Raw genomic sequence first — 26,210 nt, forward strand, 5'->3', positions numbered from 1 at the left:
TGGGGTCTCCTGGTGGGCAGATGGACTTGGGGCCCGGCCCCACAGGGGCCGGCCGGGCCGCGTGGGCGGATTATGCAGCGCACTGCAACGCGCAGGCGCCGCAGCGCATGCCCCTCTTTTTTCAAAGAAAAAAGGCTCTAACGCTTATACAGAAAGCACAATAAGCTATTATTTTTATAGCCATCAAGTGCGATGCCGTCAACCCACCACGCGCCGCTGAAGCAGGTGCGCATGCACCGCGCCCGCCTTCAGGTGGCGCTGCACCACCAGCCCGAACGGAGCCAGTGCCTCATCGGTCCAGGCCAGCGGCGCCTCCAGGTACACGAAGCCGTCTGCCGCCACGGCCTTGGCGGCGGCCTGCAGGGAGGGCTCGAACCAGGCGCTGTCAAACGGCGGGTCGAGCAGCACCAGGTGCAGGCTGGCCGGTGCCGCCTGCCGCAGCGCGGCAATGCCGTCGCCGCGCTGCACGCGCACGGCCGTGGCCGCCAGCCGCGCCTGCAGTTTGTGCAGCTGGGCCACCAGGGCGGCGTCGTTTTCCACCAGCTGCACGGCGGCAGCGCCGCGCGAAGCCGCCTCCAGCCCCAGTGCGCCGGTGCCGGCAAATGCATCCAGGCAATGCCAGCCGGTCAGGTCCTGGCCCAGCCAGTTGAACAGGGTTTCGCGCACGCGGTCGGGCGTGGGGCGCAGGCCCGGGCGCTGGGCCACGGGCAGGCGGGTGCGCTTCCACTGGCCGCCGATGATGCGGATTTCGCCCGCAGCCTGCGGGGCGGCGTCTTTCCTGGCGCTGCTCTTGGCTGCCTTGGCGTCCTTGGACGCCTTGGTATCGGGCTCGGCCGCGGGGACGTTCCTGGCGGGACGGGCCAGGCGGCCGCCGGGCAGGGATTCCAGGCGCAGGCTGGAGCGGCTCATGGCTGGCCTCCCACGACCACGGTGACCATGCGCTCGGGCTGCAGCTTGCGCGCCATGGCGGCGCGGATGTCGGCCACGGTGAGTGCCTCGACGCGTGCCGTCCAGCGCTCCAGGTAGTCGAGTGGCAGCCCGTTCCAGGCGATGTTGGCCACGTTGCCCAGCAGTTTGCGGTTGCTGTCGATGCGCAGTGCAAAGCCGCCGATCAGGTTGTCCTTGGCGGCGCGCAGCTCGGTCTCGGTGGGGCCTTCGCGCACGAAGCGCGCCAGCACATCGCGCGCAACCTGCACGGCCTGCGCTGCCTGGTCGGGCCGGGTCTGCAGGCCGATGCTGAACGCGCCCGCATGCAGGCCGGGCGCAAAGCTGCTGTAGACGCTGTAGCTCAGGCCGCGCTTTTCGCGCACCTCGTTGGTCAGGCGCGAGGTGAAGCCCCCGCCGCCCAGGATGTGGTTGCCCACCAGCAGCGCCAGAAAGTCGGGATCGCGGCGCGCAAAGCCGGGCTGGCCGATCAGCACATGGGCCTGGGCCGAGGCAAAGGGGATGCGCTGCTCGGCCGGCGCGGTGAGCGCGGCCACTTCGGGCACGGCCGGCAGCGGTGCGCATTCGGCCGCCGTGCGCGCCGGCAGGCGCGATAGCAGCGTGGTCACCAGGGTCTGTGCCTGCGCGCGGTTGACGGCGCCCACGATGCTCACGCGTGCGCTGCAGGCGGCCACGGCGCGCGCATGGAAGGCCTGCATGTCGGCCACCTCGATGCGCGCCAGCGTGTCTTCGGTGGCACGGTAGCCATAGGGGTGGTTGCCGTACACCGCAGCGGCAAAGGCTTCGCCCGCCAGGGTGGCGGGGCGGGTGCGGGACTCCTTGATGCTGGCGCTCCAGCGGGCGCGCTCGCGCTGCCAGATATCGGTCGGCCAGCTGGGTTCGCCCATCTGGCGGGCGGCCAGCAAAGCGGCGCGCTGCAGTAGCGCGGGGTCGGTCAGCGAGCGCAGTGAATAATGCAGGCCATCGCTGCCGGCGCTGGCCTCGAAGCTGGCGCCCAGGTCGGCCCAGGCCTCGCCCAGCGCGTTTTCATCCAGTGGTGCGCCCTCACCGGCAACACCCGACCCGCCGATCATGCCCAGAACGCCTTTCGAGGCCATGGAGGCCACGGCACCGGCCAGGCCCGCCTGATCGGCCGGGTCGCGGCGGCTGCCGCCATCAAAGTCGAGCTGCACATCCACCATGGGGATGACGGTGCTTTCCACCAGCCAGACCTGCGCACCGTTGGCTTCGGTCCAGTGCTGGATGGGCAGCAGCGCCCAGGCTGAATTGGCCACAAGAAGTGCTCCAGCGCTTATGAGTAAAGCGCGAGCAGCTATTTTTTTCATAGTCATCATGCAATGCCTCGGGGTGCGGATTCAGTGGCGCGGGGCACCAGCGGCCGGTGCGGCGCGCCGGGGCTTGGTGTCCAGCGGCTGCGGCAGCAGCGTGGCCACCGTGAGCTGGTCGTCACCAAAATACCGGGCCGCCACCTGCTGCACCTGCTCGGGCGTCACGGTGCGCAGCAGGGTCAGCAGGCGCTCTTCCGCATCGAGCGGCAACCCCTGCACCCAATTGCTGCCCAGGTCCTGGGCCTGCCCATGCACCGAGTCACGCTGGTACACGGTCGAGGCAATCCACTGGGTCTTGACGCGTGACAGCTCGGCCTCGCTCACGCCCTCGCGGGCCACGCGGGCCACTTCGGCGCGCAGGGCGTCTTCGACCTGCTGCGCCGTCTTGCCCTCGGCGGGCACGCCGCTGAGCAGGAACAGGCTGGGGCCGCGCCCGGTCACCATGGCCGAGCTGCCGGCGCTGTCGGCCACGCGCTGTGGGCCCTGGCTGAGGGCGCGCTCCAGGCGGGCGCCGTCGTAGCCGCTGAGCACGGCCGACAACACCATCAGCGCCAGGGCATCGCGGTCGCCGTCGGTGAGCGCCTCGACGCGCTCCATGCCAGGCACCCGAAACGCCAGGGCCACATAGGCCTGCTCGGCCGGGGCCTTGACGGCAATGCGGCGCAGGCCCTGCTGCACGGGCTCGGCGCGCGGCTTGCGCGCCGGCACGGCGCGGGCGGGCAGGCGACCGTAGTATTTTTCGGCCAGGGCACGCACCCGGGCCACGTCCACATCGCCGGCCACCACCACCGCCGCGTTGCCGGGCACATACCACTGGCGGTGGAAATGGCGCACGTCATCGGGCGTCAGGGCATCGAGGTCGCTCATCCAGCCCACCACCGGGCGGCGGTAGGGCGAGGCGATGAAAGTGGTCGCAAAAAGCTGCTCGGCCAACACGGCGCGGGGCTGGTCTTCGGTGCGCATGCGGCGCTCTTCCTTGACCACCTCGATCTCTTTCTTGAACTCGGCATCGGGCCACTGGTTGTGGGCGAAGCGGTCGGCCTCCAGGCGCATCACGTCCTCGAGCCGGCTGGAGGGAATCTGCTGGTAGTAGCCCGTGTAGTCGCGGCTGGTGAAGGCATTTTCCTGTCCGCCCAGGGCCGCCACGCGGCGCGAGAACTCGCCCGGCGGCACGGTCTTGCTGCCCTTGAACATCATGTGTTCGAGCACATGGGCCACGCCCGAGGTGCCATCGACCTCGTCCATGGAACCCACGCGCAGCCACACCATGTGCATCGCCGTGGGCGCACGCCGGTCGGGCTGCACGATGAGCTGCATGCCGTTGGCCAGCGTGAATTGCTGTGCCCCGGAAGCCGTGGCCGTGGGGGCCGCTGGCGGGTTCGCGGCAGGGGTGGCGGAAAGGGTGGTGGACACCGGGGATTGCGCCCCGGCACTCAGGCAGGCCAACAGGCCCAGAAGGGTGAAAGCACGTTTCATAGAATGGAGTGATTCTAAGTACCCGCCAATGTTCAGTTTTTTCAAGAAAAAACCCACCCCCACGCCCGCGCAGCCCGCTGCGGCTGCGCCTGCCACCCCTGCTGCACCGGAGGCCGCACCCGCGCCACTGCCGGTGGTTCCGCCCGCCGGGCAGGCACCCGCCGCCCCGGTCACGCAGCCCGCGCCATTGCCAGCGCCCTCCGCAGCCACCCTGCCCCCAACGGCCCCGCCGGCGGCCAGCGGTGGCCTTGGCTGGCTGCGCAACCCGTTCGCCGCCAAACCGCCTGCTCCCGCAGCTGAAGCAGCCCCGGTGGCATCTCCGCCGCCGGCCGAGCTGCCGGCGCCAGCGCCCGTGCCCCCCCCCGTTTCGCCCATGGTGGCAACCGCACCCATCGCCGTCGCCGCCCCGCCCTTGCCTTTGCCCCCCATTGCCGCCGAGCAGCCGTCCATGCCCCCCGAACGCAAGGGCTGGCTCGATCGCCTCAAGGCCGGTCTGCGCAAGACGGGCTCCAGCATCGCCACCGTGTTCACCGGCACCCAGATCGACGATGCCCTGTATGAAGAACTGGAAGAAGCCCTGCTGATGGCAGACACCGGCGTCAAGGCCACGCAGCACCTGCTGGATGACCTCAAGCGCCGCGTGAAAGACAGCAAGACCACCGACCCCGCCGCCGTCAAGGGCCTGCTGGCCGATGCGCTGGCCGATCTGCTGCGCCCGCTCGAAAAAGCCCTGGTGATTGGCGAGCACCAGCCCACCGTGATCATGGTGGCGGGCGTCAACGGCGCGGGCAAGACCACCTCGATCGGCAAGCTCACCAAGCACCTGGCCAACGAAGGGGCCAGCGTGCTGCTGGCGGCGGCCGACACCTTCCGCGCCGCCGCGCGCGAACAGCTCGGTGTATGGGCCGACCGCAACACCGTCGAGATCGTGAGCCAGGAAGGCGGCGACCCGGCTGCCGTGAGCTTTGATGCCGTCACTGCCGGCAAGGCGCGCGGCAAGGACGTGGTGTTGGTGGATACGGCCGGTCGCCTGCCCACGCAACTGCACCTGATGGAAGAGCTGAAGAAGATCCGCCGCGTGGTCACCAAGGCCGACGCCACGGCGCCCCACGAGGTGCTGCTGGTGATTGACGGCAACACCGGCCAGAACGCGCTGGCCCAGGTGCGCTCGTTCGACGATGCGCTGCAGCTCACCGGCCTCGTCGTGACCAAGCTCGACGGCACGGCCAAGGGCGGCGTGCTGGCGGCCATCGCGCAGGAGCGCCCCATTCCCGTGTACTTCATCGGCGTGGGGGAAAAGCTCGAAGACCTGGAAACCTTCGACGCGCGCGAATTCGCACAGGCCCTGTTGACCTGAACGTTACGCCCCGGTGGCCACCTCGCCATCCACCCAGCGCACATAGGCCGGCGTGGCCTGCAGCGCCTGCACCACCAACTGCGGCAGCGAATAGGGGTGCAGCGCCTGCAGCAGCGCCAGCAATGCGGCGGTGGCGCGCGGCATGGTCTTGCAGTCCAGCCGCCACTCCGATGCTTCCTGCAGGGCACCCTGCCAGTGGTAGTGCGAGGTGATGGCCTGCACCTGCACACAGGCCGCCAGCCGCGCCTGCATGACGGCCTGCGCCAGCCGGCGCGCATCTGCCGCGCTGGCCACCGTGGTGGTGACCATGCTGATATCCGCCGGATCAACGCCTGTCGCCATGGAACTCTCCTGCCTGCAAAAGGAACAAAGGGCAGTGTAAACAGGTCTTCAAATGCTCATCTATTCATAGCTACCAACGCTTTATGGTATTGCGCTCAATGTCAATTGATTGGACATATCAAAAACCAGGCACTTTGGAACAACCGGACGGGAACTCCGGGCTTAGCACTCCCTCCAACAGAGTGCTAACATGAAGGCTTAGAGGAAAGGATTCCCGGAATGACACTGCCATCTGGAACCGCAACGACGACCTTGGCACCCACCAATCCATGGGCGCTGGTGCCGCCCTTGGGCAACCTGGATGCCTACATCTCGGCCGTCAACCGCCTGCCCCTGCTCACCCATGAAGAAGAGCAGGCTTACGCCCGCCAGCTGCGCGACCACAACGATGTGGACGCCGCTGGTCGGCTGGTGATGTCGCACCTGCGCCTGGTGGTGTCGATTGCACGCCAGTACCTCGGCTACGGCCTGCCCCATGGCGATCTGATCCAGGAAGGCAACGTGGGCCTGATGAAGGCCGTCAAGCGCTTCGACCCCGACCAGGGCGTTCGCCTGGTGAGCTACGCCATGCACTGGATCAAGGCCGAGATCCACGAATACATCCTGAAGAACTGGCGCATGGTGAAGGTGGCCACCACCAAGGCGCAGCGCAAGCTGTTCTTCAATCTGCGGTCCATGAAGCAGGGTTTCAAGGCCGACGCGGCGGCAGCCGATGCCAGCACGCACCGCGATACCCTGTCGGACCGCGAAATCGACTCGGTGGCGGCGCAGCTCAATGTCAAGCGCGAAGAAGTCATCGAGATGGAAACCCGCCTGTCGGGTGGCGATGTGCTGCTGGACCCCGCACCGTCGGACGATGGCGAGCAGGCCTTTGGCCCCATTGCCTACCTGGCCGATGCCGCGCATGAGCCCACGGCCATGATCGAGTCGCGCCAGCGCGATGCGCTGGCCACCGATGGCATTGCTGCCGCCTTGGCCGGCCTGGACGAGCGCAGCCGCCGCATCGTGGAAGAGCGCTGGCTCAAGGTCAACGACGATGGTTCGGGTGGCATGACGCTGCACGAGCTGGCCGCCGTGTATGGCGTGAGCGCCGAGCGCATCCGCCAGATCGAAGTGGCCGCCATGAAGAAGATGAAAGCCGCGCTGGCCGATTACGCCTGAACGGTGGCTGTCCGCCGACCGGACCGCAGAGATAATTCAGCGCGCGACTGCGGTTGCGCGCTTTTTTTTGGGTGCCAGCAAATGCCTGTGCGCCTGTCCATGACCGGAGGATCTTTTGATGACCCCATCCCACCTGCGCCGTGCTGCTCTGGCGCTGGCCCTTGCTGCGGCCTGCAGCCCCGCTTTTGCACAATCCACCGCGGCCCCGGCAACACCGGGCTGGCCCAGCAAACCCGTCAAGCTGGTGGTGGGTTTTCCGGGCGGGTCATCCCCCGATCTGGTGGCGCGTACCCTGGCCGAGCCGCTGGCCAAGGCCCTGGGGCAGCCGGTGATTGTGGAAAACAAGGTGGGCGCTGGCGGCAACATCGCCGCCGATGCCGTGGCCAAGGCCACGGATGATCACACCCTGGGCATCATGATCAACGGCAACCTGACGATTGCCAAGCTGATCAACCCCAAAATCCACTACGACCCGCTCAAGGACCTGGTCCCGATCAGCCTGATTGCCACGGCCCCGCTGGCCCTGGCCGCCCCGGCCAACGCACCGGGCGCCACCGCGCAGGAGTTTTTCGCGGCCGCACGCGCCAGCGGCGACCGCTGGAGCTATGGCACTCCGGGCGTGGGCACGGTGGCCCACATCGGCATGGAACTGCTCAAAGGCAAGGCCGGCGTCCAGCCGGTGCATGTGCCCTACCCGGGCAACCCGCAGGTCATCAACGCCATTATCGGCGGCCAGATCCAGCTGGCCCTGCTGCCCCCGGCCATGGCGGCCGCGCAGGCCCGCGCGGGCAAGCTGCGCGTGATTGGCATCACCTCCAGCGGGCGCAGCACGCTGGTGCCTGAATATCCCAGCCTGGCCGAAGCAGGCGTGAAGGACTTCAACCTCGAAATCTGGAACGCGGTGGCCGCCCCCCGGTCTCTGCCCCGGCCGGTGGTGGCGCGCCTGTCGGCGCTGTTCAGCGAAATCGCCCGCAGCCCGGACGTGCGTGCCAAGCTGTTCCAGCAAGGCTGGCAGGTGACCGGCACCACCGCCGAAGGTCTGGCCCAACGCATCCAGACCGATGCGCGCGTGCTGGGCGCGGTGATCAGATCCCAAGGCATCAAGGCCGAATAAGGCGCCGAACAAGGGGTTGGCGCGGACGGCCCGCCGGCCCCCGTTACCCGGCTTCCTGCAGCAGGGCACGCACATCGGCACCCAGCGCCTGCGCGCCGCTGCCGTAGCGGTTGTAAACGCGCAGGCGGCCTGCCGTGTCGTACACGTAGCTGCCAGCCGAATGGTCCATGGTGTAGCTGGTGGGGGTCTTGCCATCGACCTGCTTGAAGTAGATCTTGAAGTCCTTGGCCACGGCGGCGGTCTGCTCGGGCGTGCCAGACAATGCCAGGAAGCCGGGATCAAAGTTGGCCATGTAGGCCTTCAGCACCTCGGGTGTGTCGCGCGCGGGGTCCACGGTGACAAAGATGCCCTGCAGGCGGTCGCCGTCCTTGCCCAGCATCTGCTTGACCTCGGCCAGCTCCTGCATGGAGGTGGGGCACACGTCGGGGCATTGGGTGTAACCAAAGAACACCACCACCACCTTGCCCCGGAAGTCCTGCAGGCTGCGCTTTTGGCCGTTGTGGTCGGTGAGCGGAATATCGCGTGCGTAGTCGGCCCCGGTGATGTCCACCCCACGAAACTCTGTCTTCTTTTCAGAACAGGCGGTCAACAGGGCACCAGCGCTCATGGACAAAGCGCTGATAGCTATGAATTGAAGGGCATTTCTTTTGTGCATGGTGTTCACAGCGCATAGTGGTCCACCAGCAGCGCGGCAAACAGCACGCTCAGGTGGATGAGGGAAAAACGAAAGGTCTTGCGCGCCAGGGCGTCCGAGTAATTGCGCCACAGCGCAAAAGCATATCCACAAAAACCCAGGCTCAGCGCCACCGCCGCAACCAGGTAGATCCACCGACTCATGCCGTAGATAAAGGGCATCAGGCAGCCCGCAAAGAGGATCAGCGTGTACAGAAACACCTGCAGGCGCGTGAACTCGTTGCCGTGCGTCACTGGCAGCATCGGCAGGCCCGACTTGCGGTAGTCCTCCACCCGGTACAGGGCCAGCGCCCAGAAATGCGGCGGCGTCCACAGGAAGATGATGAGGAACAGGATCAACGCCTCGGGGCCCACATCGCCCGTCATGGCCGCCCAGCCCAGCACGGGAGGCATGGCGCCCGAGGCGCCGCCGATCACGATGTTCTGCGGCGTCAGCGGCTTGAGGATCACCGTGTACACCACCGCATAGCCCACGAAAGTGGCGAAGGTAAGCCACATGGTCAGCGGATTGACCCAGAAATACAGCAAGGCCGAGCCGGCCCCACACAGCAAGGCCGAGAACAGCAGGGTCTGCGTGTTGGACAGCTCGCCCTTGGCCGTGGGCCGCCAGGAGGTGCGCTTCATCCGGGCATCAATGCCCTGCTCGACGATGCAGTTGAAGGCCGCGGCAGCACCCGCCACCAGCCACACGCCGGCACAGGCCAGCGCCATCTGCCCCAGCTGCTGCAGCGTGGGCAGGCCCGGAACGGCCAGCACCATGCCGATCAGCGCGCAGAACACGATGAGTTGCACCACGCGCGGCTTGGTCAGCGCGTAGAACTGCGAAAAGCGCGAGGGCGCTGAAAGGGTAGAGGCAATACTCATGCGGAAACTCTCGATGCACACGAGGGTGCCAAAGACTCAAGGGGTGTGCGGACCGTCCGGCTGGACGCGGCCGTCCAGGTCAGTACCACCACCAGGGCAGCGGCGCCCCCCGTGTGCAGCACGGCGGCCAGCAGAGGCCATCCCAGCACCACATTGCTCAGGCCCGTGGCCAACTGCAGCAGGGCCAGGCCCGCCAGCCACCGCGCCTGCATGCGCAGCGCAGCGGCCCGGTGCAGGCGCCAGGCCAGCCAGGCCAGCGCCAGCAGCACTCCATAGGCCATCAGGCGGTGCGCATAGTGGATGGCCGTGAGGCCGGCAAAGCTGATGTGGCTACCGTCCTGCAGCAGCCCCAGCGGCCGCCAGATCTGGAACCCCTGCACGAAATCCATCACCGGCCACCAGCTGCCCTGGCAGGTGGGAAAGGCCGTGCAGGCCAGCACTGCATAGTTGGTGCTGACCCAGCCCCCCAGCACGATCTGCAACGCCACCAGGATGCCGGTGACGAGCACGCCACCGCGCAGCGGTGTGGCCAGCATGGCGGGCTGCACGCCCCTGGCCGCCTGCGTGTGGCGCACCGCCTGCACGCACAGCAGTGCCAGCAGCACGAGGCCGCCGACCAGATGCAGCGTGACGATGGCTGGAAACAGCTTCATGGTGACCGTGAGCGCACCAAACGCGCCCTGCAGGCACACCCAGGCCAGGGTGAAGGTGGGCCACCAAGGGCTCATCACGGGCTGCGGCACACCGCCACCGGCCCTGGCCCGCCGCCACTGCACCCAGGCAGATACGGTGAGCACGATGATCAAAACCCCGACGCCCGTAGCGAGGTAGCGGTGGATCATTTCCACCCAGGCCTTGCCGTGCGTCACCGGTCCGGTGGGCATGGCCTGCTGCGCCGCCGCAATATCGGCCCGCGCGCCGACCGGGCTGGCACTGCCATAGCATCCCGGCCAGTCGGGGCAGCCCAGGCCAGAGTCGGTGAGCCGGGTGAAGGCACCAAACAGCACCAGATCAAAGGTCAGGAACAGCGTCAGCACCGTCAAGGCCTGCAGACGGCGCCCCCGATCGCCGCCACGGTTGCGCCAGGCCACCCATGCCAGGGGTCCGAGCGCGATCACGATGCCCAGCAGCATCACCTGCACCAGCGGCGCCAGGTCGTAGAGCGGTTGGGAACCCATCAGGGTTGCCCCGGCCGTCCGGCCTCATCCCAGGAGGACGATGCGCGCAGCAGGCGCTCCAGGTCGCGCTTGGCCTTGGCGGCCCCGGCCGCATCCATGCCTGCCGGAAAACGCATCATCCAGTTGCCCATGGGGTCCACGAGGTAGAGGTGTTCGGCCAGCGCGTGCCCCGCCGCGGGTTCGAGCCACTGGGCGAGCGCCCCGCCATCGACCCGCAGCACCGTGGCTTTTTGCAGGGCCGCAGCAAGGTCCGCCGGCAGGGGGGCGGCATCGGTCACCAGCCAGACCCAGTCCACACGGTCTTTCTCCTTGCCCACGCTTTCGCGCAGTTGCCGCTGCAGATACAGGTGCTGCTGGCACTGGGCATCGCAGGCCCCGCCTGCCACGCTCACCAGCAGCCACTGGCCCTTGAGCGCCGGCAGCTGGCCGGGCGCGCCATCGAGCGTGGCCGTGGCCAGATCGGGCAAGGGGCGTTGCGGCTGCACCAGTTCTCCGTAATTGCGGCGGCCCTCAGGGCGCACCACGTAGTACGTGAAATACGAGGCGATCACCGGGGCGGCGCAGACCAGCAGCACCGCCAGCATCTTCCAGCGCCCGTGGCGGGTGTTCTGGGCGTGGGCCACGGCGCTGCCCGCCTCGGGAAGCGTGTGCACCGTGAGGCCCAGGGGATGGTCCCCTCCTGCCTCAGGCGAGAGGCCGGGAGCGCGGGCGAAGGAAGCGTCGGACGAATTGGAACCAGACATAGAGAAGTGCAATCAGGCCGCTGAGCCCGAACCATTGGAATGCGTAACCGTAGTGTTTATCGACGCCGGCACCGATCACGGGCCAGTCCCGCTGCAGGCCCTCGCTGGCGGGGCCAGTCTGCAGCACCGACAGATTCATCAGCGCAAGGCCTGTCTCGGTGCGAAAGGCGGTGAGGTCGAGATTTTGCCGGATGCGGGAAGACCCCTGCGAACTGTCGGGACCCTGGAACTCGTACAGACGGGATGGCGGCGGTGCGATGCGCCCGGCCAGCTGCACCACGCCCTGCGCCGTCTGAACCGGTGGCAGCAGCTGGCGGTCCTGGAAGTTGCGAGGCACCCAGCCGCGCTGGACCAGCACCACCGCATCGCTGCCCTCCAGCCGCAGCGGTGTCAGCACAAAAAAACCGGGACGGCCCTGCATCTGCCGGTTGTCGAGGTACACCGTGTCCTCCGGTACCCAGCGCCCCTGCAGCAGCACCGCCCGATGGACCAGGTCCTGCGCGCCCTCCGCCCCGCCCACATGACCACGCAACTGCTGGTTGTCGATGGGGGGCAAGGCGGCCCGCTGGTCCAGCAGCGACTGCAGGTCCTGCTTTTGCGCGGCGCGCGACAGCTGCCAGTGCCCCAATGCGGCGGTCACCAGGATGGCGGCCACGGCAGCCACGGTGATCAGCCAGAAACGCAGGCCCCAGGCACGTTGAACGGGTGTCACGGGATAATGTGCTCCATGAAATATCTTGTTGCTGTGGCGTTTCTTGCCATTCTCGCCAGTCTGGCCTCTGCCCTTTTTTTCATGATGCGTAACGGACGCAACGACAAGACCAAGGGCAGCCACATGGCCAAGGCCCTCGCATTTCGGGTGGGACTCTCGATCGTTCTGTTCATCTGCATCCTGCTCGCATGGCAACTGGGCTACATCCAGCCAACGGGCCTGCCCACCACGCGGTAAGACACCATTGCGTTCAACAAAAAAGCGCCTTGCGGCGCTTTTTTTGGTTCTGCAGGGCCGCTCTACATCCAGTACACCAGGACGTACAGGCCCAGCCACACCACATCGACAAAGTGCCAGTACCAGGCTGCGCCCTCAAAGCCGAAATGCTTGTCGGCCGTGAAATGCCCCTTTTGCAGGCGCAAGGTAATGACCAGCAGCATCAGCATGCCCAGGAACACGTGGAAACCATGGAAGCCCGTCAGCATGAAGAACGTGGAGCCGAACACGCCCGAACTGAGCTTGAGGTTCAGGTCGGTGTAGAGGTGGAAATACTCATAACCCTGCACGCACAGGAAGACAAAGCCCAGCAGCACGGTGGCCCACATGAACGCAATGGTCTTGCCGCGGTGGTTTTCACGCAGTGCATGGTGGGCAATCGTCAGTGTCACGCCCGAACTCAGCAGCAATGCCGTGTTGATCGTGGGCAGCCAGAAAGGGCCCACGGTCTGGAAGGGCTCCACGATGCCGGCAGGGGATGCCGTGGCACCGGCCGCAATGCTGGGCCACACCGCCTTGAAGTCGGGCCACAGCATGGCATTGTCCAGGCTACCCAGCGCCGGCACCGAGTGCGAACGCGCCCACCACAGGGCCGTGAAGAAGGCGCCGAAGAACATCACCTCCGAAAAGATGAACCAGCTCATGCTCCAGCGGTACGACAGGTCGATCTTGTGGCCGTAGAGCCCGCCTTCGCTTTCACGGGCGGCATCGCGGAACCATTGGTAGAGCACAAAGAGCCACCAGACCAGGCCAGCGGCCAGGGAATACTTGCCCCAGTTGTGGCCGTTGATCCACTGGGCTGCGCCCAGGATCACAAAAAACAGGCCTGCGGCCGCCATCACGGGATGGCGCGACTCTGCGGGCACATAGTAGTACGGTGTTGTGCCGTGGGTTGATGCACTCATTTCAGCTCCTGAATCTCAAAATCTTTGTTATGGGGTTGGCAGGCAGGCGATGGCTCAGACCACCCAGTTCACCACCGCGATCAGCGACAGCACCAGCAGGAAGATCGCCAGCAACCCCACCACGATGATGTGCAGGGGGTTGATCTTTTCCAGGTCCTGCTGGTATTCGCTGCCTTTGCGCAGACCGATCAGTGACCAGGCCACGGCGCGCACCGTGCGCAGCAGGGAACCCTTGCGCCGCACGCCGGAATCCGAGGGATGGACGGAACTCATGAACCCTCCTGCACGGATTGAAGGGAGACAGCAGCCGTGGACTCGGGTGCCTGCGGGGTTTTTCCGCCCACCTCGAAGAAGGTATAGGACAGCGTGATGGTCGTCACATCCTTGGACAACCGCGGATCGATCACGAAAGCCACAGGCCATTGCTTCTTCTCGCCCGGCTCCAGGATGTACTGGTTGAAGCAGAAGCACTCGAGCTTGTTGAAGTGCGCCGCCGCCTGCCGGGGCGCATAGCTGGGAATCGCCTGCGCGGCCATGCGGCGGTTCTGCACGTTCTGGAACTCGTACATCACCGTCGTCAGCTCGCCGGGATGCACTTTCACCGAACGCTGGGCCGGCTTGAAATCCCAAGGCCCGCGTGCATTGGCGTCGAACTCCACGGTGATGGTGCGACTCGTGTCCACCTGCGTGTTGGCGGGCACCTTCACGTCCTTGCCAGCCACGCCGTTGCCCGGTACCTGCCGCTCGGACAGCGACAGGATGTTGATGCCGGTTAACTCGCAGATGTGCTTGTAAATCGGAATCAGCGCGTAGCCGAAGGCGAACATGCCCGCCGCCACCACGGCCAGCTTGCCCACCATCTTGGCGTTTTCGCGGTGAATACTCATGGCGCGGTGCTCAGCGGGACAGCAGAACGACTTTGACCATGAACCCGACGAAGAAGACGGCAACCACGGACGCCAGGATCAGCGCCATGCGCAGATTGCTCTTTTTTTGCTCGGGGGTCATGGACATGCCTTTCAGCCGATCACGCGGGTTGCCGTGGCGTCCAGCTTGGGCGGATTTTCAAAGGTGTGGAACGGTGCCGGCGAAGGAACTTCCCACTCCAGGCCTTCCGCACCGTCCCAGGGCTTGGCGGGGGCCTTGGCACCCTTGCCGCGCATGGCCGGAACGATCACGGCCAGGAAGAAATACACCTGCGCCAAACCAAAACCCAAGGCGCCGACCGAAGCGATGGCGTTGAAATCAGCAAACTGCATGGGGTAGTCGGCGTAACGGCGTGGCATGCCGGCCAGGCCCAGGAAGTGCATCGGGAAGAAAGTGATGTTGAAGAAGATCAGCGAGGCCCAGAAATGGATCTGGCCACGGGTTTCGGAATACATCACGCCCGTCCACTTGGGCAACCAGTAGTACACACCAGCAAACATGGAGAACAGCGAACCGGCCACCAGCACATAGTGGAAGTGGGCCACCACGTAGTAGGTGTCCTGCAGCTGGATGTCGATAGGCGCCATGGCCAGAATGAGACCGGTGAAACCGCCCATGGTGAACACGAAGATGAAACCCACGGCAAACAGCATGGGGGTTTCAAACGTCATGGAACCACGCCACATGGTGGCCACCCAGTTGAAGATCTTCACGGCCGTGGGCACGGAGATCAGCATGGTGGCGTACATGAAGAACAGCTGGCCGGTCACGGGCATGCCGGTCGTGAACATGTGGTGCGCCCACACGATGAACGACAGGATGGCAATCGACGAAGTGGCATACACCATGGAGGCGTATCCAAACAGCTTCTTGCGCGCAAAGGCGGGCACGATCTGGCTGATGATGCCGAAGGCCGGCAAGATCATGATGTACACCTCGGGGTGGCCGAAGAACCAGAAGATGTGCTGGTACATCACCGGGTCACCGCCGCCGGCGGGGTTGAAGAAGCTGGTGCCGAAGTGGCGGTCGGTCAGCGTCATGGTGATGGCGCCAGCCAGCACGGGCATCACGGCGATCAGCAGGTAGGCGGTGATGAGCCAGGTCCAGGCAAACATGGGCATCTTCATCAGCGTCATGCCGGGGGCGCGCATGTTGAGGATGGTCACGATGATGTTGATCGAGCCCATGATGGAACTGGCGCCCAGGATGTGCATGGCGAAAATGCCGGCATCCATCGAGGGACCCATCTGCAGCGTCAGCGGCGCATACAGCGTCCAGCCGGCAGCGGGTGCGCCACCGGGCATGAAGAACGAGCTGACAAGCATCAGCGCGGCAGGAATCATCAGCCAGAAGCTGAAGTTGTTCATGCGCGCGAAGGCCATGTCCGATGCACCGATCTGCAGCGGAATCATCCAGTTCGCAAAACCCACGAAGGCCGGCATGATGGCGCCGAACACCATGATCAGGCCATGCATGGTGGTGAGCTGATTGAACAGCTCGGGATTGACCAGTTGCAGGCCGGGCTGGAACAGCTCGGCACGGATCAGCAGCGCAAGAACGCCGCCGATCATCAGCATGGTGAACGAGAACAGCAGGTACAGCGTACCGATGTCCTTGTGGTTGGTGGCATACACCCACCGGCGCCAGCCGGACGGTGCATGGTGGTCGTGGCTGTCGTGTGCGTGCCCGTGGTTGTCGAGAACTGCGCTCATTTTGAATTCCTCAATGCTCTGGGGCGGTGATTACTTGCCACGCTGGGCCACGATTTCCGCTGGCTGCACCAGCTGTCCGGTCTTGTTGGACCAGTTGTTCTTGGTGTAGGTGACCACTGCAGCGATATCGGTGTCGCTCAGTTGCGTCCACGCGGGCATGGCGCCGTTGTTCGCCCCCTTGAGCAGCACCTGGATCTGCTTGGCAGGGTCGGTATCCAGCACGATGGCGGAACCATCCAGAGGCTTGATGGCGCCAGCACCCTTGCCGTTGGCCTGGTGGCAGGCTGCGCAGTTGGCGGCATAGACCTTTTCACCACGCTTGAGCATGTCGTCCAGCGCCCACACCTTGGCAGGGTCGTCCAGCTTGGACGCCGCCTTCTTCTTCTGGTCGGCCACCCACTGGCTGTAATCCTCGACGGACAACACCTTCACATGGATGGGCATGTAGGCATGTTCCTTGCCGCACAGCTCGGCGCACTGGCCGTAGTAGTCACCGACCTTCTCGGCGCGGAACCAGGTGTCGCGCACGAAACCGGGGATCGCATCCTGCTTGATACCGAAAGCCGGGACCATGAAGGCATGGATCACATCGTTGGCGGTGGTGATGATGCGGATCTTCTTGCCCACCGGCACCACCATCGGGTTATCCACCTTGAACAGGTAGTTGGCAGGTGCTTCGCTCACGTTGCCGCTGTCGGACATGGCGCGGTGGCTGCTGTCCAGCGTGGAGATGAAGGCCAGGCCCTCGCCTTCGCCCGTGATGTAGTCGTAGCCCCATTTCCACTGGTATCCGGTGGCCTTGATGGTCAGGTCGGCGTTGGTGGTGTCCTTCTGCGCCACCAGGACCTTCGTGGCCGGCAGGGCCATGAGGATCACGATGATGAAAGGAATGACGGTCCAGACCACCTCCACCGTGACGGACTCGTGGAAATTGGCCGACTTGGCGCCCCGGGATTTGCGGTGCTTCCAGATCGAATAGAACATCACGGCAAACACCGCAATGAAGATCACCGTGCAGATGATCAGCATCATCCAGTGCAGGAAATGCTGCTCTTCGGCGATCTTGGTGACAGGGGGATGCAGGTTCAGCTGATTGACCGCAGGGCCGCCGGGCAGGTCTTGAACGGCATGGGCAGCGGTGCCCATCCATGCACCGGCAGTCAGCAGCAGAGAAGCCAGCTTGTTGGAAATGCTCTTCATAGTTCTCACTTACTTCTAAGCCTCAATTTAACCAATCACTTGGCGCACCTGCTTGAGGTCAGGCAGCGCGCAAAGCCATGCGGATCTCCGATGCCAGGGCCTGGCGAAGCTCGGGGCGCACGAAGCGCCCCACATCGACCGACCGACCCTGCGCAGACAGCCTGATCAGCGAACGGTCTGCGGTTTTGGGCTCGACCCGAACCCGGCTCCGGTCAAACTCGGCGCGCTCCAGCCAGCCTGCCGTCTCCCTCTCCACCACCAGGCGCGAGCCTTGCAGCCAAATCCTGTCGCCATCCGCTGCATGGCGGCCGTACCGGACGAACACCGCTCCTGCCGCGACAGCAGCCAACCAAACCAAAGGCATGTGCCACCGGTTGCCAAGCATCCAGAAAAGCAGGACCATTGCCAGCAACAAGGTGCCCTGCCACATCCGTTCACGTTCCGCCAAGCCCTTGCGGGCCAGTTGCCAGTCAATTCGCTGGCCAGACACCGTAGCAAAACGAAAAATCAGACTTGTCAACGCAACCGCCTCGCAAATGGCCCCTGCACCGATACGGCGCGCCAAGGACACCAATCCTCAACCGTCGAGAATTGTAGCGCCCCTTGCGCCAGATCATTGACAAGACGTGACGAATCAACTCCTCATGCCGCCTTCACGCAGCATGGAACGCATGTCCTCCAGGGAGACCGCGCTGCTGGCACTCACCCGCACCCTGGGCCTGGGTTTGTAGGCATGGCCATAGATGATTTCGAACGTTAGCGCCAATTGCCCATCCTGTTCCGCATCCCCCAGCTGGTCCTGCAAGACTTCGTGCAGGCGGCTGCGCCAGTGGCGTCCGCGCAACGCAGGGAAGCGCTGAGGATGCAGGTTGCACCCCAGCTCCGCCAGCTCCTGCAACAGGCGCTGCGGCGTCGCAAAGGTCAGCCGGATGCGCTCCATGTCCATCACCGGCTCGGCAAAGCCGGCCTGCACGAGCATGTCGCCCCAGTCGTGCATGTCGGTGAAGGCATGGCCGGCGGGCGGCCAGCCGAGAGCGGCATACACCGCGTGCAGTTCCTGGGCCGTGTCCGGCCCCAGGCACGAGAACATCAGATAGCCGTCCACGGCCAGCGCGCGGTGCCATTGGGCGATGAGGGCCTGCGGATCGCTCGCCATGTGCAGTGCCATGTTGGCCCAGAGCATCTGCACGCTCCCCTCCTGCGGCAAGCCGAAACGCGGGCGTCCCGCACTCCATCGTGTCGGGCTCCACCAGGGCCGGGCCAGTGCCTGCATTGCGACAGGAACGCAGTGCGGCGATGTTTCCGTCACCTGGCAAAGCGCCTGGGGATAACGGGCGCTGACCAGGGCATGGCCTTGCAGCCCCCCGCGCACCGCATCCCAATGGCACCAGGCGGCGGGAGCCTGGCGAATCCACTGCAAGCGGTCGTCCATGCGCTTGGCCACCTCTTCATGCAGCCAGGGAGATTGGGCCGGCGCTGCGGCATGCCAGCGGGCTGCCGCAACGGGGTCGATGGTGGGAGGATGCTCGGTGGACATGGTGGCAAAGATGGGCAGACGAGTATATTGACCCCATGCTTTACAAGATGCTGACAGGGACATCCCGGCGCATCGGCGCGCTGGTCGGGCACCTGCCCAGCCAGTGCGCCGTGTGCCGCGCCTGGCCGGCCCGGCGCGTGTGCGATGGCTGTGCTGCCCGGTTTGCGCAGCCCCGCGCGCGCTGCACGCGCTGCGCCTTGCCGGTTCCCGAAGGCGTGCCGGAATGCGGTGCCTGCCTGCGCGAACCACCCGCGCTGGATGCCTGTTTGGCCGCAGTGGACTATGCCTACCCCTGGGCCGGCGCCATCGCCGAATTCAAGTTCCGCGGCGATCCCGGCTGGGCTGCGGCGCTGGCCACGCTGCTGCGCAGCACGCCCTGGGTGGAGCCGGCGCTGGAAGCCGCCGACCGGGTACTGCCGGTGCCACTGTCGCGAGAGCGCCTGCAAGAACGCGGCTTCAACCAGGCCGCCCTGCTGGCCCGTCCCCTCGCCGGTCCCAAGGTGGACGCCACGCTGCTGCTGCGGCTGCACGCCACCGAGGCGCAAAGTGGCCTGCCGCGCAGCCAGCGCCTGCGCAACCTGCAGGGCGCGTTTGCCGTCGAGCCCACCCGCGCGGCCACCCTGCAAGGGCAACGCATTGTTCTGCTCGACGATGTGATGACGACCGGTGCCACGCTGCATGCGGCCGCCCATGCACTGCGCCAGGCGGGCACGGCACACATCACGGCCCTGGTGGTGGCGCGCACCGAACACTCCTGAAACCTTTGTTTACGAGGGCGCTGCGCAGACCCGCGTGTCCGCAGGACAATACAGGCCATGTTCCATATCGTCCTGGTCGAACCCGAGATACCGCCCAACACCGGCAATGTGATTCGCCTGGCGGCCAACACGGGTTGCACGCTGCATCTGATCGAGCCCCTGGGTTTTTCGATGGAAGACCGGCTGATGCGCCGCGCCGGGCTGGATTACCACGAATACACCCAGGTGCAACGGCATCCGGGGTGGACCGCCTTCCTGCGCAGCGCCCAGCCCGACTTCACACGCATGTTCGCCCTGACCACGCACGGCAGCCAGAGCGCTTTTGACACCTGCTTTCTCCCCGGCGACTGGCTGGTGTTCGGCGCGGAAACGCGGGGCCTGCCCCCCGAGTTGCGCGAAACCTTCCCGCCCGCGCAGCGCGTGCGCCTGCCCATGGTGGCCGGGCAACGCAGCCTGAACCTCTCCAACGCCGTCGCAGTGACCGTGTTCGAAGCCTGGCGCCAGAACAGCTTCGGCATGCCCGGCGTGACGGCCGCAGCCGCGCTGGAATCATTGCGCTGACACCCTGCCGCCTCCAGGGCGCGAGGAAGCCAGATGCTGTGCGTGCTCGCTGACAAAATCAAGGAACACCCTGGTGCGGGCCGGCACCATGCGACGCGACGGCAGCGCGGCATACACGGCGTAGCGGGAAAAGATCCAGTCGGGCAACACATGCACGAGCGCACCGCTGGCCAGATGGGGCCCCGCCAGCAACCGCGACATCACGGCCACGCCCATGCCGTCCACTGCGGCGCGCAGCAGCACGCCCGCGCTGACGGACTGCAGCACCACCGGCACCTTCACCTCCTGCGCCACGCCCGCGCCCTGCACGGGTCGCAGCCGCAACCGTTGCGCGGCACCGCTCTGGGAGCGAACCAGCTGGCCTGAATAACGCAGGTATTCGTGGTGCTGCAGATCGTCGGGCTCGACAGGCACCCCCATGCGCTGCAGATAGGCGGGTGCAGCAATGACGATGGCCTCCCAATGGGCCATGGGCCGGGCCACGATATTGCCATCGTAGTCCTCCCCTGCCACCATGAAAGTGACATCAAACTCGTCCACCCGCGACGCAGGAAACGCATCCACCAGGATATCGAGCATGAGCATGGGATACAGCACATGCCACGGCGCCAGCAGCGGTGCAAGAAAGTGCGTGGCCAGCAAGGGAGCCGCCAGCACGCGAATGGTGCCGCGCAAGTCGCGGGTGCTCGACGCGGCGGCGGCCTCGGCGTCCTCGATTTCGTGCAGGATGGCGCGCACGCGCTGCAGATAGCCCTCGCCCGCATCCGTCAGCGCGAGCTTGCGCGTGGTGCGCTGCAGCAGGCGGGTGCCCAGATGCTGCTCCAAGTCAGCCACCAGCCGCGTGACACCGGGGGGTGACAGATCGAGCGCGCGGGCGGCGGCGGCAAAGCTGCCCTCCTCCGCCACGGTCTGGAATACGCGCATGGTCAGAAGCCTGTCCATTTGGGCAATGAAATAGTTGCTGGAGCGGTGATTATTTCAATTTTGAGAATTATTCATTGCCTCCCAAGCGGTTTTTTCCGGGGTTAACCCTCGATACAGTCACTTCCATCGATGAGCGACACCGTGAACGGCACTCACCGAGGCAGGACGAGACCGGCGCCAAACACCGTGTCTTGCCCGGAGGAACTGTCTCATTCTTGAAGGAGCCACCATGAACATGCACCGCACCCTGACCGTCGCCGTCACCCTTGCACTGAGCGCCTTTGCCGCGCAGGCGCAGTCCGCCGCACCCCATGAAGGCGACTGGTCCAACTACCCCGCCACCGTCGAAGCCCCCAGTACCCTGACCCGCGAAGCCGTCATTGCCGAGCTGGTGGCGGCACGCAAGGCAGGCACGCTGCCCCGTGATGGCGAGTGGGACAACGTGCCCGCACCGATCAGCACACAGTCCGGCACCGTGCTCACGCGCGAAGCAGTGCGCGCCGAAGCCATGGAAGCCGTCAAGGCCGGCGCCATCGTGCACGGCGACCAATAAACCCGACAGACCGCCTCGGCGGCCCTCGGCACACCAGGCCTGCAGGCACACGCTTGCAGGCCTTTTTCATGTGCGCTGGCCGTGCGGGCAGCCGCTGGTGACGCCCGCTGGCGGCCAGCGCTCAGGGTGCCGCGCCGTAACTGCGCGAAAGCGATTCGGCCACACACACGGGCTTGTCGCCGCCCTCGCGCTCCACCGTCACCAGCCAGGTCATCTGCAGCCCATCGGGCGCCTGGGGTTCGGTGGCCTGCAACACCAGGCGCGCGCGCAGGCGGCTGCCCACCGGCACGGGCGCCGTGAAGCGCACGCGGTTGAGGCCGTAGTTGACCCCCATGCGCGCGCCTTCGATGCGCAGCCCCTGCTCAAAAAAACGTGGAATCAGCGACAGCGTGAGAAAACCATGCGCAATCGGAGCGCCAAACGGCCCGGCCCGGGCACGCTCGGGGTCCACATGGATCCATTGGTGGTCGCCCGTGGCCTGGGCAAACAGGTTGACCTGTTCCTGCGTGATGGTGATCCAGTCGGTCACGGCGACCTCCTGGCCCACGCAGGCGCTGACTTCGGAGTAAGAGTGGAAGGTTTTCATGGAACCAATGTAGCGCCGCGGCCCGCGCAGGGCGTGTCGGGAAAGCGACAGCAAGGCCCCCCCGCTGCGGGCTGGCTTTCAGGCATCCAGCCAGGAACAAATCCCTTGCCACTGCTCCAGATCGCGCACCACGCGTGCGGGCGCCACATCGAACAGCGTGAGCCCGTGCGCCGCCAGGTGCACATAGTTCTGCGTGTCGCGCAGATAGCCCAGCACGGGAAAGCCCAGGCTGTCGACAAAGTGGTGCAGCTGCTCCGCGGCCTTGGTACGGGCGTCCACCCGCATGCCGACAATGCCCACCTGCACGCCCGCGCCATGGCGGTGCTCGGCCAGCTGGTCCAGAAAAGCGCGCGTGGCGAAGATGTCGAACACGCTGGGCTGCAGCGGCACGATGATGCGGTCGGCCAGCTTGAGCACATCGCTCAGCCGCCGGCCATGCAGACCCGCCGGGGTGTCGAGCACCGCGTGCGTGCTGCCCTTGGGCGGCTTGGTGATCTCGTCGGCACTGGCGCTCCAGGCGCCTATGGGACGGGCGGCGGGCGGGCGCAGGCCCAGCCACAGGCGGGCGGACTGTTGGCGATCGGTGTCGCCCAGAATCACCGGATGCCCCTGCCGGGCGTAATAGCCGGCCACATTGGTGGACAGCGTGGACTTGCCCACGCCGCCCTTGGGATTGGCGACAACAACCACTGGCATGGCTCATCCTCCCGAGTTCACAGGTTGAACAACATCTGAAAAATGCCTCTGGCGCTCATGCATCCAGCGCGAACAGCGATCCAAATAGAAGCAACCGCTCCGCTCAGGCATGCTGTCCGCCGCGCTTGACGAAGAACAGCCCCGCACCCACCGCCATCAGCAGCCCGCCAAACACGCGGTTCTGCGTGCGCACCGCGCTGGCGCTGCGCATCAGGCGGCGCAGCGCGCTGGCCCCGGCAGCGTAACCGTGCATCACCGTCACGTCCACCGCCACGGTGGTGGCGGCCATGACCAGCAGCTGCATCCACAGCGGGCGGCCATCGGTCATGAACTGGGGCAGCACGGCCACCATGAAGATGATGCCCTTGGGGTTGGTGGCGTTGGTCAGAAAACCCGTCAGAAAGCGCTTTTGCCACGGGCCGGCCGGTGCCGCCTCGTCCCCGTGCAGAGGCGAGTCCTCGCCCGCGCACCACTGGCTCCAGCCCACATAGATCAGATAGCAGGCGCCCAGCACCTTCACCACGCTGAAGGCCAGCTCGGATGCCAGCAGCAGCGAGCCCACGCCCGCACCGGCAATCAGCAAGATCATCAGCAGCCCGAGCTGCAGCCCGGCGATGGTGGCGCCCGTCTTGCGCACGCCATACGACAGTCCGTGGCTCATCGACAGCACAGCCCCCGAGCCCGGCGACACCGCAATCAGGCACGATGCCGCAAAAAATGCCAACCAGGTCTGCAAGTCCATGAAAAGCCCCACACGAGAAGGGCAAGCATCTTAGCAACCGGCCGCACGGCCCCACGGATACGAAAGGAAATACGCGCCAGCGCTTTCAAAACAAGCGCCAGCAGCTATATATTCAATAGCCAATTCATCCAGAACCGCGATCGCCCCCCATGGACCTGCCAGAAACCCCGTGGATACACACCCTGCGCTTTGTGCTGGAAGTCGCGGCCACCGTCGCTTTTGCGCTTTCGGGCATGATCGCCGCCGCGCGCCAGCGCATGGATGCGGTAGGGGTGTGCGTGGTGGCCTTCGTGGCCGCCTTTGGCGGCGGCACGCTGCGCGACCTGCTGCTGGACCAGCGGCCCTTCTTCTGGGTGCGCCACACGGGCTATGTCTGGGGCATCCTGGCGCTGTGCGTGGGCAGCATGCTGTTCATGCGCCAGCGCCACTTCCAGCCCACCGAGCGCGCCATGCTGCTGCCCGACGCGATTGGCCTGGGCCTGTTTGCCGCCATCGGGGTGGATGCGGCCATGGCGTTGGGCATGCCGCCGCTCATTGCCGTCATGATGGGCCTGATCACCGGGGTGTTCGGCGGCGTGCTGCGTGACGTGCTGTGCAACAAGGTGCCCCAGGCCTTCAGCGACCACCGTCCCTATGCGCTGTGCGCCTTTGCTGGCGGCTGGGTCGATGTGGCGCTGCGCCAGTTCCAGGCGCCCGAATGGGCCGCGCTCTTGGCCTGCGTGCTGGTGACGGCCGGGCTGCGCGGGCTGGCGCTGTGGCGCAACTGGCAGCTGCCGGCGTGGCGGGGGTGAGCGCGCGGCGCGGGCGCCAGGCGTTTTGACGCAAAAATAGCTGCTGGCGCACCATGCATGTGCGCCAGCAGCTATCCATTTCAATGCAACCGGGGTGCGGTCAGTCCAGACTTGCGCCCGACTCCTTGACCACCTTGCCCCACTTCACGCTCTCAGACTGGATGAAGGCGGCAAACTGCGCGGGGGTTTCGCTGTAGGTTTCGGCGCCCTGCTCGTTGATCTTCTTCTTCACGTCGGCCTGGGCCAGCACCTTGACCAGGGCGGCGTTGAGCTTGGCCAGCACCGGTGCGGGCGTGCCTGCGGGCGCGAACATGCCGAACCACGAGGTGGCCTCATAGCCGGGCACACCGGCTTCAGCGATGGTCGGCACGTTGGGCAGCTCGGGCGAGCGCTTGGCGGTGGTCACGGCCAGGGGCACCAGCTTGCCGCTGCGCACATGCTGGATGGCCGAGGGCATGTTGTCGAACATGATGCCGATCTGGTTGCCCAGCAGGTCGGTGACGGCCGGGGCGCTACCCTTGTAGGGCACATGCACCATGTCCACCTTGGCCATGCTCTTGAACAGCTCGCCCGACAGGTGGATGGAGCTGCCGTTGCCCGACGAGCCAAAGTTGATCTTGCCCGGGTTGGCCTTGGCGTAGGCGATCAGTTCCTTCACGTTCTTGTAGGGCTGGGCCGGGTTGGCCACCAGCAGGTTGGGCACATTGGCCACGCGGGTCAGGGGTGCAAAGTCCTTGACCGGGTCGAACGGCATCTTCTTGTACAGGCTGGCGTTGATGGCGTGCGTGCCCACCGTGCCCATGAACAGGGTGTAGCCATCGGCCTGCGCCCGGGCGGCGGCCTGGCCGCCGATGTTGCCGCCGGCGCCCGCGCGGTTGTCCACCACCACGGACTGGCCCAGCTCGGTGGTCAATGCCTGGCCAATGATGCGCGCCAGGATGTCGGTAGTGCCACCGGCCGCAAACGGCACGATGATGGTGACGGGCTTGGCGGGGTAGGCCTGTGCCAGGGCGGCGCCCGGCAGGGCGGCCGTGCCGGCGGCCAGGCTGGCCAGGACAGCCAGGGCCTGGCGGCGGCCGGCCAGGAAGGTGCGGTGGGTGGAATGGGTCATGGTGGGTTCCTCTGTCTTGCTCGGGAGAATGGGGCCTGCTGCACGGGGCGTGTGTGCGCCCCGGCGCAACAGGCAGGGTCAAGGCCTCACAGATGGGGCCGGATCAGGATGGCCGCGATGCAGATCGCGTCCACCAGGAAAGGGTTCACCAGGGTGCAGCCCATGGTGTTCTTCGACAGCAGGCGCTGCCATGCGGTCAGACCCCGGCCACGCCGACGGTCATGCCACCGCAGACGTACAGAACCTGCCCCGTGACAAAGCCGCTGCGCGCGTCCAGCAGGTAGCTGGCGGCGTGGGCCACATCCTCGGGCGTGCCGATGCGCCTGACGGGCACGGACTCGACGATGGCGCGGGTGCGCGGTGCATCGGGCGGATTGGCGCGGTCGAACAGTTCAGTGCGGATGGGGCCGGGACCGATGGCGTTGGCCGTGATGCCATGCTGGCCCAGCTCCAGCGCCCACACCCGCGTCATGCCGATCAGGCCGGCCTTGGTGGCGGCGTAGGCGGTGCGCAACTCCTTGCCCAGCGCAGCGCGCGAGGACATGTTGACGATGCGCCCGAAGCCGGCCGCTTTCATGCCCGGCAGCAGCGCCTGCATGCACTGGAAGGCGCAGCGCAGGTTCAGCGACACGGCCAGGTCGAACTCGGCCAGGGTCTGGTGCTCGGCATCGGCTGGCACCACCACGCCCACGTTGTTGACCAGGCGGGTGATGGGGCCACCGGCCAGCGCCTCCTGCAAGGCCCGCGCGGTGTCCGCCGCATCCGACAGGTCGGCGCGCAAGCCGCCGTGCACGCCATCCACCATGCGGTCGATGACAACCGGCAGGTAGCCTTCGGCGCGGCAGCGCTCGGCAATGGCGGCGCCGATGCCGGCGGCGCCACCGGTGATCAGCACGCGCTCGGGCGCGCCTGCGGGGCTGGTGTGGGGGTAGCTCATGCGGGTTCCGGTACGTTGCGGGTTCGCGGGTGGCTCAGAGCCTGAGAGTTTTTTGGCGTGTTGAGCGGGCATGGACGAAAG

At 66.0% G+C, this 26,210-nt stretch carries 31 protein-coding genes; 8 read left to right on the forward strand and 23 right to left on the reverse strand.

What is annotated here, in order from left to right:
• Nucleotides 1–198: 198 nt before the first annotated feature.
• The 3 genes from rsmD to AC1Q5S_RS12265 are packed head-to-tail and all read right to left on the reverse strand — an operon-like array spanning nt 199 to nt 3,749.
• Nucleotides 199–909, reverse strand: a complete 711-nt coding sequence (gene rsmD / locus AC1Q5S_RS12255) for a 16S rRNA (guanine(966)-N(2))-methyltransferase RsmD (protein WP_303835394.1) — start codon at nt 907–909, stop codon at nt 199–201.
• Complete coding sequence (locus AC1Q5S_RS12260) at nt 906–2,279, reverse strand: M16 family metallopeptidase (protein WP_303835392.1); 1,374 nt, start codon at nt 2,277–2,279, stop codon at nt 906–908. The genes rsmD and AC1Q5S_RS12260 overlap by 4 nt, the downstream gene beginning before the upstream one ends.
• A 21-nt stretch (nt 2,280–2,300) precedes the next feature.
• The gene (locus tag AC1Q5S_RS12265; protein WP_303835390.1) at nt 2,301–3,749 is read right to left on the reverse strand and encodes a M16 family metallopeptidase; all 1,449 of its coding nucleotides are present in this window, start codon (nt 3,747–3,749) and stop codon (nt 2,301–2,303) included.
• 28 nt (nt 3,750–3,777) lie between these two features.
• Between AC1Q5S_RS12265 and ftsY the strand changes: the two genes are divergently transcribed.
• Nucleotides 3,778–5,106 carry a signal recognition particle-docking protein FtsY gene (ftsY, locus tag AC1Q5S_RS12270; RefSeq protein WP_303835388.1) on the forward strand — a complete coding sequence of 443 codons (1,329 nt, stop codon included), beginning with the start codon at nt 3,778–3,780 and terminating at the stop codon, nt 5,104–5,106.
• 3 nt (nt 5,107–5,109) lie between these two features.
• Here the strand turns inward: ftsY and cutA are convergent, their stop codons facing one another.
• Nucleotides 5,110–5,448, reverse strand: a complete 339-nt coding sequence (gene cutA, locus AC1Q5S_RS12275) for a divalent-cation tolerance protein CutA (RefSeq protein WP_303835386.1) — start codon at nt 5,446–5,448, stop codon at nt 5,110–5,112.
• 219 nt (nt 5,449–5,667) lie between these two features.
• On the opposite strand from cutA, the gene rpoH reads away from it, so the two are divergent.
• On the forward strand, nt 5,668–6,609 hold the full coding sequence (rpoH, locus tag AC1Q5S_RS12280; protein ID WP_303835385.1) for an RNA polymerase sigma factor RpoH: 942 nt from the start codon (nt 5,668–5,670) through the stop codon (nt 6,607–6,609).
• 118 nt (nt 6,610–6,727) lie between these two features.
• Nucleotides 6,728–7,723, forward strand: coding sequence for a Bug family tripartite tricarboxylate transporter substrate binding protein (locus AC1Q5S_RS12285; protein ID WP_303835383.1), 996 nt, complete (start codon nt 6,728–6,730; stop codon nt 7,721–7,723).
• 43 nt (nt 7,724–7,766) lie between these two features.
• On the opposite strand, the gene AC1Q5S_RS12290 is transcribed toward AC1Q5S_RS12285, so the two are convergent.
• Genes AC1Q5S_RS12290 through AC1Q5S_RS12310 form a run of 5 tightly spaced genes read right to left on the reverse strand, consistent with a single transcriptional unit; the run spans nt 7,767 to nt 11,913 of the window.
• Nucleotides 7,767–8,330, reverse strand: coding sequence for an SCO family protein (locus tag AC1Q5S_RS12290; RefSeq protein WP_422203653.1), 564 nt, complete (start codon nt 8,328–8,330; stop codon nt 7,767–7,769).
• A gap of 53 nt (nt 8,331–8,383) precedes the next feature.
• On the reverse strand, nt 8,384–9,280 hold the full coding sequence (gene cyoE, locus AC1Q5S_RS12295) for a heme o synthase (protein WP_422203651.1): 897 nt from the start codon (nt 9,278–9,280) through the stop codon (nt 8,384–8,386).
• Nucleotides 9,277–10,458 carry a COX15/CtaA family protein gene (locus AC1Q5S_RS12300; protein ID WP_422203649.1) on the reverse strand — a complete coding sequence of 394 codons (1,182 nt, stop codon included), beginning with the start codon at nt 10,456–10,458 and terminating at the stop codon, nt 9,277–9,279. The genes cyoE and AC1Q5S_RS12300 overlap by 4 nt, the downstream gene beginning before the upstream one ends.
• Nucleotides 10,458–11,201, reverse strand: a complete 744-nt coding sequence (locus AC1Q5S_RS12305) for a redox-active disulfide-containing membrane protein (RefSeq protein WP_422203647.1) — start codon at nt 11,199–11,201, stop codon at nt 10,458–10,460. Before AC1Q5S_RS12305 ends, AC1Q5S_RS12300 begins: the two co-directional genes overlap by 1 nt.
• Nucleotides 11,143–11,913 carry an SURF1 family protein gene (locus AC1Q5S_RS12310; RefSeq protein WP_422203645.1) on the reverse strand — a complete coding sequence of 257 codons (771 nt, stop codon included), beginning with the start codon at nt 11,911–11,913 and terminating at the stop codon, nt 11,143–11,145. Before AC1Q5S_RS12310 ends, AC1Q5S_RS12305 begins: the two co-directional genes overlap by 59 nt.
• Nucleotides 11,914–11,928: 15 nt before the next feature.
• Between AC1Q5S_RS12310 and AC1Q5S_RS12315 the strand changes: the two genes are divergently transcribed.
• The gene (locus AC1Q5S_RS12315) at nt 11,929–12,150 is read left to right on the forward strand and encodes a twin transmembrane helix small protein (RefSeq protein WP_303835375.1); all 222 of its coding nucleotides are present in this window, start codon (nt 11,929–11,931) and stop codon (nt 12,148–12,150) included.
• Between the two features lie 62 nt (nt 12,151–12,212).
• On the opposite strand, the gene AC1Q5S_RS12320 is transcribed toward AC1Q5S_RS12315, so the two are convergent.
• From AC1Q5S_RS12320 to AC1Q5S_RS12355, 8 genes are all read right to left on the reverse strand, one after another.
• Nucleotides 12,213–13,094: a cytochrome c oxidase subunit 3 gene (locus tag AC1Q5S_RS12320; protein ID WP_422203643.1), complete on the reverse strand. Its 882-nt coding sequence runs from the start codon at nt 13,092–13,094 to the stop codon at nt 12,213–12,215.
• Nucleotides 13,095–13,148: 54 nt separating this feature from the next.
• Nucleotides 13,149–13,367, reverse strand: coding sequence for a DUF2970 domain-containing protein (locus AC1Q5S_RS12325; RefSeq protein WP_303835370.1), 219 nt, complete (start codon nt 13,365–13,367; stop codon nt 13,149–13,151).
• Complete coding sequence (locus tag AC1Q5S_RS12330) at nt 13,364–13,981, reverse strand: cytochrome c oxidase assembly protein (RefSeq protein ID WP_303835368.1); 618 nt, start codon at nt 13,979–13,981, stop codon at nt 13,364–13,366. Before AC1Q5S_RS12330 ends, AC1Q5S_RS12325 begins: the two co-directional genes overlap by 4 nt.
• Before the next feature lie 10 nt (nt 13,982–13,991).
• Nucleotides 13,992–14,102 (reverse strand): cytochrome oxidase small assembly protein, encoded by a 111-nt coding sequence (locus tag AC1Q5S_RS12335; RefSeq protein ID WP_208859679.1) that lies wholly within the window; start codon nt 14,100–14,102, stop codon nt 13,992–13,994.
• Nucleotides 14,103–14,113: 11 nt separating this feature from the next.
• Complete coding sequence (ctaD, locus tag AC1Q5S_RS12340; protein ID WP_026434744.1) at nt 14,114–15,733, reverse strand: cytochrome c oxidase subunit I; 1,620 nt, start codon at nt 15,731–15,733, stop codon at nt 14,114–14,116.
• Nucleotides 15,734–15,763: 30 nt separating this feature from the next.
• The gene (gene coxB, locus AC1Q5S_RS12345; RefSeq protein WP_303835365.1) at nt 15,764–16,933 is read right to left on the reverse strand and encodes a cytochrome c oxidase subunit II; all 1,170 of its coding nucleotides are present in this window, start codon (nt 16,931–16,933) and stop codon (nt 15,764–15,766) included.
• 58 nt (nt 16,934–16,991) lie between these two features.
• On the reverse strand, nt 16,992–17,498 hold the full coding sequence (locus AC1Q5S_RS12350; protein ID WP_422203639.1) for a DUF2244 domain-containing protein: 507 nt from the start codon (nt 17,496–17,498) through the stop codon (nt 16,992–16,994).
• A 69-nt stretch (nt 17,499–17,567) separates the two neighbouring features.
• Nucleotides 17,568–18,470, reverse strand: coding sequence for a class I SAM-dependent methyltransferase (locus tag AC1Q5S_RS12355; RefSeq protein WP_422203637.1), 903 nt, complete (start codon nt 18,468–18,470; stop codon nt 17,568–17,570).
• Between the two features lie 35 nt (nt 18,471–18,505).
• Here AC1Q5S_RS12355 and AC1Q5S_RS12360 point away from each other — a divergent pair, with 35 nt between their 5' ends.
• Both AC1Q5S_RS12360 and AC1Q5S_RS12365 read left to right on the forward strand, forming a co-directional pair.
• A complete protein-coding gene (locus tag AC1Q5S_RS12360; RefSeq protein ID WP_303835361.1) occupies nt 18,506–19,228 on the forward strand; it encodes a ComF family protein in 723 nt (240 codons plus the stop codon).
• Nucleotides 19,229–19,285: 57 nt separating this feature from the next.
• Nucleotides 19,286–19,789, forward strand: a complete 504-nt coding sequence (locus tag AC1Q5S_RS12365; protein ID WP_303835359.1) for a tRNA (cytidine(34)-2'-O)-methyltransferase — start codon at nt 19,286–19,288, stop codon at nt 19,787–19,789.
• On the opposite strand, the gene AC1Q5S_RS12370 is transcribed toward AC1Q5S_RS12365, so the two are convergent.
• Complete coding sequence (locus tag AC1Q5S_RS12370; RefSeq protein WP_422203634.1) at nt 19,778–20,731, reverse strand: LysR family transcriptional regulator; 954 nt, start codon at nt 20,729–20,731, stop codon at nt 19,778–19,780. The genes AC1Q5S_RS12365 and AC1Q5S_RS12370 overlap by 12 nt on opposite strands.
• Nucleotides 20,732–20,942: 211 nt before the next feature.
• On the opposite strand from AC1Q5S_RS12370, the gene AC1Q5S_RS12375 reads away from it, so the two are divergent.
• Nucleotides 20,943–21,266, forward strand: a complete 324-nt coding sequence (locus AC1Q5S_RS12375; protein WP_492238944.1) for a DUF4148 domain-containing protein — start codon at nt 20,943–20,945, stop codon at nt 21,264–21,266.
• A 121-nt stretch (nt 21,267–21,387) separates the two neighbouring features.
• Here the strand turns inward: AC1Q5S_RS12375 and AC1Q5S_RS12380 are convergent, their stop codons facing one another.
• The 3 genes from AC1Q5S_RS12380 to AC1Q5S_RS12390 all read right to left on the reverse strand — a co-directional run bounded on the left by AC1Q5S_RS12380 (nt 21,388) and on the right by AC1Q5S_RS12390 (nt 23,290).
• Nucleotides 21,388–21,852: a MaoC family dehydratase gene (locus AC1Q5S_RS12380; protein WP_303835354.1), complete on the reverse strand. Its 465-nt coding sequence runs from the start codon at nt 21,850–21,852 to the stop codon at nt 21,388–21,390.
• Nucleotides 21,853–21,930: 78 nt separating this feature from the next.
• Complete coding sequence (locus AC1Q5S_RS12385; RefSeq protein WP_303835352.1) at nt 21,931–22,548, reverse strand: nucleotide-binding protein; 618 nt, start codon at nt 22,546–22,548, stop codon at nt 21,931–21,933.
• 103 nt (nt 22,549–22,651) lie between these two features.
• Nucleotides 22,652–23,290, reverse strand: coding sequence for a LysE family transporter (locus tag AC1Q5S_RS12390; protein ID WP_422203630.1), 639 nt, complete (start codon nt 23,288–23,290; stop codon nt 22,652–22,654).
• Between the two features lie 149 nt (nt 23,291–23,439).
• On the opposite strand from AC1Q5S_RS12390, the gene AC1Q5S_RS12395 reads away from it, so the two are divergent.
• The gene (locus AC1Q5S_RS12395) at nt 23,440–24,081 is read left to right on the forward strand and encodes a trimeric intracellular cation channel family protein (RefSeq protein ID WP_303837560.1); all 642 of its coding nucleotides are present in this window, start codon (nt 23,440–23,442) and stop codon (nt 24,079–24,081) included.
• Nucleotides 24,082–24,181: 100 nt separating this feature from the next.
• Here AC1Q5S_RS12395 and AC1Q5S_RS12400 read toward each other — a convergent pair whose 3' ends face one another.
• Both AC1Q5S_RS12400 and AC1Q5S_RS12405 read right to left on the reverse strand, forming a co-directional pair.
• Nucleotides 24,182–25,192 (reverse strand): Bug family tripartite tricarboxylate transporter substrate binding protein, encoded by a 1,011-nt coding sequence (locus tag AC1Q5S_RS12400; RefSeq protein WP_422203627.1) that lies wholly within the window; start codon nt 25,190–25,192, stop codon nt 24,182–24,184.
• Between the two features lie 196 nt (nt 25,193–25,388).
• Nucleotides 25,389–26,129 (reverse strand): SDR family oxidoreductase, encoded by a 741-nt coding sequence (locus tag AC1Q5S_RS12405; RefSeq protein WP_492238945.1) that lies wholly within the window; start codon nt 26,127–26,129, stop codon nt 25,389–25,391.
• Nucleotides 26,130–26,210 lie beyond the last annotated feature (81 nt).

The organism is Acidovorax sp. GW835-FHT14B10 (assembly GCF_058793725.1).